Raw genomic sequence first — 11,565 nt, 5'->3', positions numbered from 1 at the left:
GTAGCGTTTCTATAGTTTAAAAACGGCGCTAAGTTGAGCGAGAAAGCCGGATAGGTCAGTATGAAGCGGTTGTTTTTGAGTCGGTAAAGCAATCGCGTATTGGGGAAAATGCAGTGCTAATAAATTTGATGTCAGCAATTGACAGCGGCATAAAGCGCAATATACTGCATCTTTTTTACGGAAAAATCAGATGAAAAGCGTATCTATCGGCATTATTGGTTATGGCACTGTCGGACAAGGCGTTGTCGAGGTCTTAACCCAAAACGCGCGCGAAATCGAACGTCGCGGCGGTTATCAAATCCATATCAAAAAAGTAGCTAAGCGCAGTTGGGCAGGGATCGATACTGCTGCTTTGCCTTTTGAATGCACCGATGATGCGATGACGGTTGTCAATGATCCCGAGATTCAAATCATTTTAGAGCTGATGGGCGGCGATGAACCCGCCAAGACTTTGATTGAGACGGCTTTGACCAATCGCAAGCATGTGATTACCGCAAATAAGGCTTTGATTGCCAAGCATGGGCAAAGCCTGTTTGAATTGGCGCGCGCCAATGAAGTGGAGTTGTCTTATGAGGCTTCGGTAGCGGGCGGAATTCCGGTGATTAAGCTATTGCGCGAGGCCTTAACGGCAAATGCGATTTCTTCGGTTGCAGGGATTATCAACGGCACGGGCAATTTCATTTTAACGGCGATGACCGAGCAGGGACGGCAATTTGACGATGTGCTGAAAGAGGCGCAGGCTTTAGGCTATGCCGAAGCTGATCCCGCTTTCGATATCAATGGCACGGATGCCGCGCATAAAATCACGATTCTTGCTTCGATTGCTTTCGGTATTCCCCTGCAATTTGATGCGGTTTTCACTGAAGGTATTGATACTTTAACGCCTGCCGATATTGTCAATGCAGCGGAGTTGGGTTTTGTTATCAAACATTTGGGCATGGCGATTCGCCGCGAACACGGCATTGAGGTGCGCGTGCATCCGACTTTGATTCCGAGCAATACGATGCTGGCAGGGGTGAAAGGTGTGATGAATGCGGTGCAAGTGCAGGGTAATGCGGTGGACAACAGTCTGTATTACGGTCCCGGTGCAGGACGTTTGCCGACGGCTTCCGCGGTAGTGGCGGATTTGATTGATGCGGTGCGCGAGCTGAATTTGGACAGCGAGAACCGTTTGAATGAATTCGGTTTTACGGAAATTTTCGATAAAAACGTTCTGCCGATTCTGCCTGCCGAAGAATTTTTGACGGCTTATTATGTGCGCATGAGCGTGCGGGATGAGATTGGTGTGTTGGCGGAGGTCACGCGGATTTTAGCCAAACATAAAATTTCGATTGAATCGATTATTCAGAAAATCGAGCAAAAGCAAAACGGTGTTATTCCCCTGATTTTCTTAACCGATATTGTGCAAGAAAAATATTTGCGCGATGCGGTGAAAGAAATCGAAAGCATGGTGGCGGTAACGGAGCCTTTGCGTTATATCCGCGTGGAATATTTCGACTAAATCGTGGTGCAGATTATCCGCCGTCCCTTTCGTACGGCGCCGCAGCAGTTTTCGCCGGATTGGCATCCCGTGGTGCGCGATATTTACGCAGCGCGCGTGGACAGTGCGGCGGAAGTGGAAAAAAAACTGCAATTGCTGCAATCGCCGCAGGCTTTGCCGGATATTGCGCTTGCCGCAGAAACTTTAGCCCGAGCGATTCGCGGCGGCGAAGATATTCTGATTTACGGCGATTATGATGTCGATGGCGCGAGCGCGGCCGCTTTAATGATGCGGGTGCTGCGCAAATTGGGTGCGCGGGTGCGTTATTTTGTGCCTAACCGCATGGCGCATGGTTATGGTTTAAGTCCTGCAGGGCTTGCCGCCTGTTCACCTTTGCCGGATGTGCTGGTTACGGTGGATAACGGTACTCGTAGCCATGAAGCGGCGGCGGATTTGCTTGCCCAAGGCGTGAAACTCATCATTACCGACCATCATGAGCCGGATGCGCAATTGCCGCCGGCAGTGGCAGTGGTCAATCCCAAACGTCATGACAGCCGATTCGCTTCGCCGCATTTGGCAGGTGTGGGCGTGGTGTTTTATCTCTTACTGGCTTTGCGCCGCCATTATGTGGAGCAGGGCTGGGATTTTGCCTGTCAATTAACCGATTATCTGGATTTGGTTGCCCTTGGCACGGTGGCGGATATTGTGCCGCTGGATTTTAATAACCGCATTTTGGTGCAGGCGGGAATGCAGCGTTTGCAAAGCGCTAAGGGCAATCTCGGCTTGCGCGCTTTATGTGCGGTTGCCAATCTGAATCCAGCGGTGCTGCTGCCCAGCGATATCGGCTTTGCACTTGCGCCGCGCTTAAATGCGGTCGGACGTTTGGAAGATATGCATGACGGCGTAGAATTGCTGCTATGCGATGATTGGGCGACTGCCGGCGATTATGCCGAGCAATTGGATTTGTTGAACCGCGATCGCAAAGCCTTGGAAAGCGAGATGTGCAGCCGCGCAATGCAAGTGATTGATGAGAAACAGGCGATTGCCAGCGCCTATCTGCCTGATGCGCATGAAGGCGTGATCGGTATTGTGGCGGCGAGAATCAAATCCCGCTTTGCCCGTCCGGCTTTGGTGGCGACCGACGCGCAAGAAAGCGGCAAAATCAAAGCCTCGCTACGTTCGGTACAAGGCGTGAATATCCATGAATTACTAGCGTTTGCCGCGCAATCTCTACCGCCACAAGTACTGCAATTCGGCGGACATGCCTTGGCAGCAGGGCTGACGGTGCAGCAGGAATATTATGCGGCGCTTATTGAGGCGCTTAATGCCGCTTTTTACCAACATATCGGCTTGCAAGCACCTGAAGCGGCAATTTATGTTGACGGCGAATTGCCGCCTGATATGCTGCACATCGACTGGGCACGTTATTTGGAAAAACTCGAGCCTTGGGGCAGCGAATTGCCCGCACCGCAGTTTTATAATCGATTTCAAGTGATTGAATGCCGGCAATTGGGCGCACAACATACGCGCATGAATCTGCGCCATTTGCAGACAGGGCAGCAGATTGCCGCCACATGGTTTTTCCAAGTGGCGGATTTTCGCTATGGCGATACCATAGGCGCGGTGTTCCAAATGCAGGTCAACCGTTTTTTTGGCGATGAACGCCTGAATTTATTGATTAGCCATGCGGCGCTTGCTTAGCCGCAGAAGGAGAGAAGATGCATTATTTATCCACTCGTAGCAGCCATGATTTAGGCAGTTTCTGCGATGTTTTGCTGGCAGGATTGGCGCCCGACGGCGGTTTGGCAATGCCTGAATACATTCCGCAGATTGAACACGCCACTTTGTCCGCTTGGCAGAAATTATCCTATCAAGACCTCGCTTTTGAAGTCATGCGTCCCTATATCAGCGATATTCCCGAAGCGGAATTACGCGGCATTATCGCGCGTAGTTATACGGCGGAAAAATTCGGCAGTGAAGCGATTACGCCGCTGTCGCGCTTAGGCGCAAGCAATCTGTATCTATTGGAATTATCCAATGGACCGTCGCTGGCATTCAAAGACATTGCCATGCAGTTTCTCGGCGAAGTTTTTGAATATGTCTTGGCGCAGCGCGGCGAACGGCTCAACATATTGGGCGCAACTTCCGGCGATACGGGTTCGGCAGCCGAATATGCCATGATTGGCAAAGACAATGTCAATGTCTTTATGCTCTCGCCGCACGGACGTATGAGCGCCTTCCAGCAAGCGCAAATGTATTCCCTGCAAGAGCCGAACATTGTGAATATCGCCGTGCAAGGCGTGTTTGACGACTGTCAGGATCTCGTTAAAGCCGTAAATGCCGATGCCGACTTCAAAAGCCAGTACCATATCGGCGCAGTCAATTCGATTAACTGGGCGCGCATTCTGGCGCAGTCGGTGTATTATTTCAAAGCCTATTTGGCAAGCGGCGTTGCCATTGGCGAAGCGGTGGACGTCTGTGTGCCTTCCGGCAATTTCGGCAATCTTTTTTCAGGCTATCTTGCCAAAAGCATGGGCTTACCGCTGCGTCGTCTGATTGTGGCGAGCAATGAAAACGACGTCTTGCATGAATTTTTCAGCACCGGCAAATATCGCGTGCGTCCCGGCAAAGAAGTCGCCAAGACCTCTAGCCCTTCTATGGACATCGGCAAAGCCAGCAATTTTGAACGCTTTATCTACCTGATGAGCGACGGCGACGGTGCACAAATCACGCGCTGGTGGCAGGAAATCGAGCAAGGACATATCCCCAGTATTCATGAACACGGCACATGGCAAGCCGTTAAAGAAAGCGGATTAGGCGCAGGACGTTCTACCCACCAAGACCGTCTCAACACCATTGCCGGCATCGAACGTCGCTTTGCACGCTTAATTGATCCGCATACCGCAGACGGCGTATTTGTCGGCGAGCAATTCGCGGAAGAAAACGTGCCGATGATATGCTTAGAAACCGCCTTGCCTGCTAAATTTGAAGACACCGTGATGGAAGCGGTCGGACATCCCGCCGAACGTCCGGCACGTTTTGCAGACATTGAAAACCTACCTAAATATGTAGAAGTGATTGAGAACGATGTAGAGAAATTGAAGTCTTTAATCGCGGAGAAATTGGCGGAGTCTTAAAAAAGATTAGACAGAAAAACGAAAGGGAGCCTTTGCTCCCTTTCTTGCTTTTAAGCTTAACAACAGTCTTTTATAGCATAGATTTGAATTGAATATTCTGCTCTTGCTCAAAGCAATCATCAAAGCCGCGCGGATGATGATATTCGATTAAATCTTTATCTTGCGGATAAACGTATTTGCCGCCCACTTCCCAAATAAAGGGGTGGAATTTGTATTGCAAACGTTCTTTGCGCATTTTCCACAAAGCAATGATTTCGTCGGTGCTTGCCATGAAATTGGTCCAAATATCATGATGCACAGGAATGATGACTTTGGTGCGCAGCGCTTCCGCCATGCGCAATAAATCAATCGACGTCATTTTGTCGGCAATGCCTACAGGGTTTTCGCCATAGTTGTTAAGCGCGACGTCAATATCAAAATCTTTGCCGTGTTTGGCAAAATAGATGGAGTAGTGCGAATCGGCACCATGATAGATGTTTCCACCCGGGGTTTTGAAAACGTAATTCACGGCTTTACGTCCCATTTCCTCATCGCTCGGGCAGAGTCCTTTTAATTCTCCGCCTTGCGCTTCTGCACCTTCCACAGGCAAAGTGACCAAGCAGGTGCGGTCAAAGGAATCTAGCGCATGAATTTCCACATCTTTGAGTTTGACGACATCGCCTGGCTTAACGGTAATGCAGCGCTCTTCCGGCACGCCCCATTTTTTCCATAATTCCACGCAATGCCAAGGGCCTACGAATTTAACATGATCTAATTTAGGATTGTTGATGATAGCGGCGGCAACGTTTACGTCAATATGATCGCTGTGGTAGTGTGAAGCCAAGATAAAGTCCACTTCATTGATGGCAAAAGGATCCAAGACCATAGGCGCCGCACGCAGATTAGGCTGTAATTTGCGTACGCCCGCCATATTCGCCATTTGATGACCGCGCACCATGTCTTTCACTTTTTTGGTGTTTTTGCCACGACCGCACCATAAATCCATACAAATATTTGCGCCGCCGGGGGTTTTAATCCATACGCCGACACAACCCAGCCACCACATGGCGAAATTGCCTTCCGGCACAACTTCATTCTCAATTTCTTCATTTAACCAAGTTCCCCATTCCGGAAAAGTGGATAAAATCCAACTTTCTCTTGTGATTTCACTAATTTTGCTCATTTTTTCTCCGTTAAATTAAAGCGTCTTCACAGACAAAATGCGCAAGATGCGCAGATTTGTTATTGTAACTCTTTTTATTAATTTTTAACAATCATTATTTTCATATTAAAATCATATAGATGACCAGATAAAATAATAATTTGATAAAAATATTTTGTGCTATAATCGCGCCGCTGCATAATTTGCCGAATGGTAATTATTGAGCATAGTTTGGTTAATTTAAAAACAAAAGGCTAGGTTTGTATGGAGTTTTTAATACAAGTTTTAACACAAGCTTTAACAGTTATTAACACACAATTTCTGTCTAAAGCGCCTTTGCTGTTAGGTTTGGTTGCCTGTATCGGCTATATTTTGCTGAGAAAAAATGCCACAACGGTTATCAAGGGAACGATTAAAACGATTGTCGGCTTTATGATTTTGCAAGTCGGTTCGGGTGCTTTGGTAACCGGCTTTAAACCAATCATTGAAAAAATTGCCGAAGTGCATCAATTGCAAGGTGCGGTGATTGATCCTTACACCAGTATGCAGGCAACCATTCAAACGATGGGCGATGCGTATAGCTGGGTCAGTTTGGCGGTGCTCTTGGCATTGGCGCTGAATATTCTGCTGGTGGTCTTGCGCCGTTTGACCGGTATCCGCACGATTATGCTGACAGGGCATATTATGTTCCAGCAAGCGGGATTGGTAGCAGTCTTCTATATGGTATTAGGCGCAAGCATGATGGAAACCATCATTTATACCGCAATTATCATGGCATTATATTGGGGTATTTCCTCAAATATTATGTATAAGGCAACGCAGGCGGTAACCGGCGGTGCCGGATTTTCTATCGGACATCAGCAGCAAGTCGCTTCATGGATTGCGGTGAAATTGGCACCGAAATTAGGCGATAAAGAAGAAACCGTAGATAAATTGCAGCTGCCAAAATGGTTGCATATTTTCCATGACAGTATTTCTGCAACCGTTATCGTGATGACCGGCTTCTTTACCATTATTCTTCTGTCTTTTGGCATTGAAGAATTAACCAAGATGGCGGGTAAAACATGGTGGCCCATTTATATCTTTGAAACAGGATTGAAATTTGCCGTTGCGATTCAAGTAATTGTCGTCGGCGTGCGTATGTTTGTTGCGGAATTGTCCGAGGCGTTCAAAGGTATTTCAGAGCGTGTGATTCCTAATGCGGTCTTGGCTATCGACTGTGCGGCGATTTATGCGTATTCGCCCAATGCCATGGTATTCGGCTTCATGTGGGGGGCTATCGGCCAATTCTTGGCGGTAGGCATTATGCTCTTGGTCGGTGCGCCGGTTTTAATTATCCCCGGCTTTATCCCGATGTTCTTCTCAAATGCGACTATCGGCGTATTTGCAAACCAATTCGGCGGTTGGAAGGCTGTGATGAAGATTTGTTTTGTCATGGGTATGATCGAAGTCTTCGGTTCTGCTTGGGCGATTCAATTATTCAGCGAAAACGGTACTTCATTCAACGGTTGGATGGGTATGGCCGACTGGGCGTTGCTATTCCCGCCAATTATGCAAGGTATTATGGGGTCAGCGGCAATTCTGCCTAAGAATATGGCTTTCTTCGGCTTTATTTTGTTCTTAATTGCCTTGTCAATCATGTATATGATACCTGCGGCGAGAAATCTGCGCCAAGCAGAAGCGGCAGCGGCGGCAGCCGGCAAAACGCTGGAAGAAATGGACGGCTATGGCGATACGGAAAAAGCCCCTGTAGCTGAGCAAGCGACTGTGTTGGCAGCAAACGGCGAAAAACCGATTCGGGTGTTGGCGGTCTGCGGCTCCGGTCAAGGCTCTTCCATGATGATGAAAATGAAGATCGGACAATATTTGGATAAGCACAATGTCCCTAATATTATGGACTCTTGTGCGGTAACTGATTATAAAAGTAAGCTCGGTAATGTTGATATTATTGTGTCTTCAAAACATCTGGCAGGAGAAATTGAGGCAGGCGAATCGATTTCTGTTTTAGGCGTGCAAAACATGCTCAATCCGAATTCTTTCGGACAGGAATTGATTGCCTTAATTCAAAAACATCAGGCGGCGGAATAATTCCCCGTCTTTACATGAGGAAAATTATGCTCAAAGAGTCATTAATTGAAAATGCTTCTGTCAGCCTGCATCAGCAGGCTGATAATTGGCAGGAAGCGGTAAAAATCGGTACGGATTTGTTAGTGGCATCAGGTGCCATCGAAGCGCGTTATTACGATAACATCATTGCAAAAGTGGAAGAATTAGGACCTTATATCATCTTGGCGCCGGGATTGGCGATGCCGCATGCGCGTCCGGAAGAGGGCGTGATTCGCAGCGCTTTTGCCTTGGTTACCCTGCAAGAACCGGTCTATTTTGACGGCGAAGAAGCACCTGTTTCCGTCTTGATTACCTTAGCCGGCAGCGATAATGAGCAGCATATGCAAGGTATTATGGAAATCACGCAAATATTTGAAGATGAAGATCCTAATAGTGAAACAGGCGTGGATTTATCCAAAATATTGAAATGCCGCTCGGCGGAAGAAGTATATGCGGCGATTGACGCGGCATTAAACAAATAATGTTTGAATAATTGAAAAGGAACAATAATGGCAAAACCTTTATTACAAATTGCACTTGATTCTTTAAGCCTTGAAAAAGCGGTTGCGGATGCGAAAAATGCGGAAAGCGCCGTCGATATTATTGAAGTAGGAACTATCTTAGCTTGTGCGGAAGGTATGAAAGCGGTCAGCACGTTGCGCGCCCTGCATCCTAATCATATTATCGTTTGTGATTTAAAAACCACCGACGGCGGTGCGATTCTCGCTAAAATGGCTTTTGAAGCCGGTGCGGATTGGCTCACCGTATCGGCCGCGGCGCATATCGCCACTATTACGGCTTGTAAAAAAGTCGCCGATGAAATCAATGCCAGTCAAACATTGACACGTCCAAAAGAAATTCAAATTGAAATTTATGGCAATTGGACTTATGAAGATGCGCAAGACTGGGTAAATCTGGGCATTAAACAAGCGATATTCCACCGTTCTCGCGATGCAGAATTGGCAGGCAAAGGCTGGACGACAGAAGATATTGAAAAAATGGAGCGTTTAGAAGCGATTGGCTTGGAAGTCTCGATTACCGGCGGTATTGTGCCTGAAGATATTCATTTATTCAAAAGCGTGAAAAATGCAAAAGCCTTTATTGCCGGCCGCGCTTTGGTCGGTGAACAAGGTCAAGCCACTGCTGCGGCTTTGCGCGAGCAAATCAATCAATATTGGTAAACTTGCTATTCTTTTAATCGGCGGAATATCCGAGGATATTCCGCTTTTCTTATCTTGAATTTACAATCCAAGTGCAAAAAAAGAAGCATTCATAATAGAGTATCATTTTGTTCCCCAACAAAAAAGGACTCTAAAATGAACGCTTCTTACCGACATCTTACACTTTCAGAACGGGAAAGCATAATGACTCTGCTCGCTCAAGGCAAAAAAGCATTACTGGTTAAAGAGGCGATGATAACCCTGCTTACACCGCATAAATTACGGTCAATTACGCCGGACAGAGGCAAGGAATTTGTCAAACATAGTTTAGTTACGCAAACATTAGGCGCAGCCTTTTATTTCCCCGAGCCGCATCAGCCGCGGCAAAGGGGGACAAATGAAAATACAAACGGGTTGCTCAGGGAGTTTTTCCCCAAGCAACAGGATATAAACTGGTGGAGCGATGATTATATTCAATCGGTCGTCGACAAATTAAATCTACGACCGAGAAAGTGTTTAGGCTGAAAAACACCTTATGAAGTTTACTTTAAAAAACTATTGCACTTGGTTTGACAATTCAAGCTTTAATTACCCACAATACCAAAAAATTTGAACGGATAGAGGGCTTAAGATTTGGGAATTGGCTCTTGTGAGTTTTTTTAGATGTCCTACAAAAAAACACCGCTTTGGGGCAGGGCGCTAAGTAGTCAATATTTATTTGATGTTTCCAAATCAAGCAAATACTGTTTTCGCCATAGTCCGCCGCCATAGCCGGTTAATTCGCCGTTGGCGCCAATGACGCGGTGGCAGGGTACTAATATGGAAATGCTGTTCATGCCGTTAGCATTGGCAACCGCTCGAACGGCTTTGGGTTTGCCTAATAATTTGGCTTGTTCGCCGTAAGAACGGGTTTCGCCATAGGGTATGCTTTGCAAGATATGCCAAACTTGTTGCTGAAAATCCGTGCCGATAAAATGCAGGGGTACGCTAAATTTTCTGCGTTGTTTGGCAAAATATTCGTTTAATTGTTTTTCTAATGGCTGAAAGAAGGGATTGTCGCCTTGAATAATGAGAGCATTTTGGCGTTTAGCGATGTTTTTTAATTCGGTTTCCAGCATTTTTCGATCGCTAAATTCCAATAAGCAAATGCCTTGATTGCTGGCGCAAGCGATCATGGTACCGAGCGGTGTTTCTATGCGTTTTAAATCAATGATGTTTTGCTGTTTGCCTTGCTTAGGCGATACGCCGAATATTTTTTTAAAGGATTCTGAAAATCCGCTTAATGAATCAAATCCCGCATCAAAGGCGGTGTGGGCAATGGCTTCGCCTGATTGGATTTTTTTAAATGCCGAGTTGATGCGGTGCAGGCGGCAAAAGGCGTGAAATGTCATGCCGTGATTTTTTAAAAACCAGCGGCGAATGAATTTAGGCTCAATTCCCCTGCGCTGTAAATCATCGTCTTTTAATTTTAAACCGGGATTGTGGGCTAATTCATCAAGAAGGTTTTGGATTTCGGGCGGGGTTTGGTGCAGATGTTCTAGGGGGCGGCATACTTTGCAGGGGCGGTAGCCTTTTAAGATGCATTCTTTGCTGGTGGCAAAAAATTCTACGTTTTCGCGCTTGGGTTTGCGGGCGGTGCAGGAGGGGCGGCAAAAAATGCCGGTGGTTTTGACGGCGGTAAAAAAGATATAGTCAAGGAAATCAAAAAGAGTTACAAATCCACAAGAAGTAAAAGAATAGTTTATCGATGCAATTTAATCGCCAATCCTTGCGTTTACGTTTAAGCCAAGCCCACATTTTCTCGATTGGGTTCAGATCCGGACTGTATGGCGGCAGCCATAAAATATGATGTCCCGCATCTGCAATAAGCTCTTGGGTATCCTGTCTTTTGTGAAAGCTGGCATTGTCCATAATAATGACGCTGTTTTCAGGCAATTGTGTTAACAGCAATTCTTCTACCCAACAATGAAATACATCACTATTAATACTGCAATCGTAAAGCCCTACCGCAAACAACTTGTTCTTATGTATTGCCCCAATAGCATTGCTTTGATTCTTGAGTTGCCAGTTGTACTTTCCTAAACAAGGACAGCCTTTGTGGGAATAGCCGTAAGCTCTGTTCTCATGAGATTTAAAGCCGCTTTCATCTAAGTAAATCAGGGTTCTGCCTTCAGCTTCAAATGCCGCTAACTGCTTAAGAAATAATAGGCGCTGTTGTTTGTCTGCTTTCGGATGAATTAAGGTCTTTTTTTTCGAGTAATGCCGACACGTTTTAATGCTATGGCAATAGCTCTGTCGCTACAGTTAAAGCGTCTTGCCCGTTCATAGCAATAGTCATCAGGATAAGCTTGGACGTCAGCCATTAAAGCTTCATTATCGATTTTTGCCGGTTTGCGTTCGTACTTCTTGCGTTCTATGCTTTTCTTCCAACGTTGAATAGTTGTTGCGCTGAGTCGATATTCTTCAACAAGCTTTCTGTAGCTATGACCTGATGCCAGCTTGTTCAATATCATTTGTCTGTAATCTTTTGAGTATGCCATA

Annotated in this window: 10 protein-coding genes and 1 pseudogene; 7 read left to right on the top strand and 4 right to left on the bottom strand. The window is 46.5% G+C overall.

The annotated features are described in order from the left end of the window. Positions 1-190 precede the first annotated feature (190 nt). Genes DYC63_RS10140 through thrC form a run of 3 tightly spaced genes read left to right on the top strand, consistent with a single transcriptional unit; the run spans position 191 to position 4,617 of the window. Entirely contained in the window at positions 191-1,501 is a 1,311-nt protein-coding gene (locus tag DYC63_RS10140; RefSeq protein ID WP_115219110.1) for a homoserine dehydrogenase, read from the top strand. Between the two features lie 3 nt (positions 1,502-1,504). Continuing rightward, positions 1,505-3,181, top strand: a complete 1,677-nt coding sequence (gene recJ / locus DYC63_RS10135) for a single-stranded-DNA-specific exonuclease RecJ (protein WP_245888141.1) — start codon at positions 1,505-1,507, stop codon at positions 3,179-3,181. A 17-nt stretch (positions 3,182-3,198) separates the two neighbouring features. Further along, entirely contained in the window at positions 3,199-4,617 is a 1,419-nt protein-coding gene (thrC, locus tag DYC63_RS10130) for a threonine synthase (RefSeq protein WP_115219109.1), read from the top strand. Positions 4,618-4,687: 70 nt separating this feature from the next. Here thrC and ulaG read toward each other — a convergent pair whose 3' ends face one another. Beyond that, positions 4,688-5,779 (bottom strand): L-ascorbate 6-phosphate lactonase, encoded by a 1,092-nt coding sequence (gene ulaG, locus DYC63_RS10125; protein ID WP_115219108.1) that lies wholly within the window; start codon positions 5,777-5,779, stop codon positions 4,688-4,690. 243 nt (positions 5,780-6,022) lie between these two features. On the opposite strand from ulaG, the gene DYC63_RS10120 reads away from it, so the two are divergent. The 4 genes and pseudogenes from DYC63_RS10120 to DYC63_RS10105 all read left to right on the top strand — a co-directional run. After that, the gene (locus tag DYC63_RS10120) at positions 6,023-7,846 is read left to right on the top strand and encodes a PTS ascorbate-specific subunit IIBC (protein ID WP_115219107.1); all 1,824 of its coding nucleotides are present in this window, start codon (positions 6,023-6,025) and stop codon (positions 7,844-7,846) included. 23 nt (positions 7,847-7,869) lie between these two features. Further along, positions 7,870-8,346, top strand: a complete 477-nt coding sequence (locus tag DYC63_RS10115; RefSeq protein ID WP_218564655.1) for a PTS sugar transporter subunit IIA — start codon at positions 7,870-7,872, stop codon at positions 8,344-8,346. Positions 8,347-8,373: 27 nt separating this feature from the next. After that, on the top strand, positions 8,374-9,045 hold the full coding sequence (locus DYC63_RS10110) for a 3-keto-L-gulonate-6-phosphate decarboxylase UlaD (protein WP_115219105.1): 672 nt from the start codon (positions 8,374-8,376) through the stop codon (positions 9,043-9,045). Between the two features lie 156 nt (positions 9,046-9,201). Further along, positions 9,202-9,549, top strand: a pseudogene (locus DYC63_RS10105) (IS30 family transposase); the annotation flags it as partial. A 182-nt stretch (positions 9,550-9,731) separates the two neighbouring features. On the opposite strand, the gene DYC63_RS13435 reads toward DYC63_RS10105, so the two are convergent. The 3 genes from DYC63_RS13435 to DYC63_RS10090 are packed head-to-tail and all read right to left on the bottom strand — an operon-like array spanning position 9,732 to position 11,564. Further along, entirely contained in the window at positions 9,732-10,682 is a 951-nt protein-coding gene (locus DYC63_RS13435; RefSeq protein WP_342769729.1) for a bifunctional transcriptional activator/DNA repair enzyme AdaA, read from the bottom strand. A gap of 43 nt (positions 10,683-10,725) precedes the next feature. Beyond that, positions 10,726-11,262 (bottom strand): IS630 family transposase, encoded by a 537-nt coding sequence (locus DYC63_RS10095; RefSeq protein ID WP_245888020.1) that lies wholly within the window; start codon positions 11,260-11,262, stop codon positions 10,726-10,728. Continuing rightward, positions 11,262-11,564 (bottom strand): IS630 transposase-related protein, encoded by a 303-nt coding sequence (locus DYC63_RS10090; RefSeq protein WP_112863885.1) that lies wholly within the window; start codon positions 11,562-11,564, stop codon positions 11,262-11,264. Before DYC63_RS10090 ends, DYC63_RS10095 begins: the two co-directional genes overlap by 1 nt. Position 11,565 lies beyond the last annotated feature (1 nt).

The organism is Suttonella indologenes (assembly GCF_900460215.1).
Taxonomy (GTDB): domain Bacteria; phylum Pseudomonadota; class Gammaproteobacteria; order Cardiobacteriales; family Cardiobacteriaceae; genus Suttonella; species Suttonella indologenes.
This window is presented reverse-complemented; position numbering and strand designations above follow the sequence as displayed.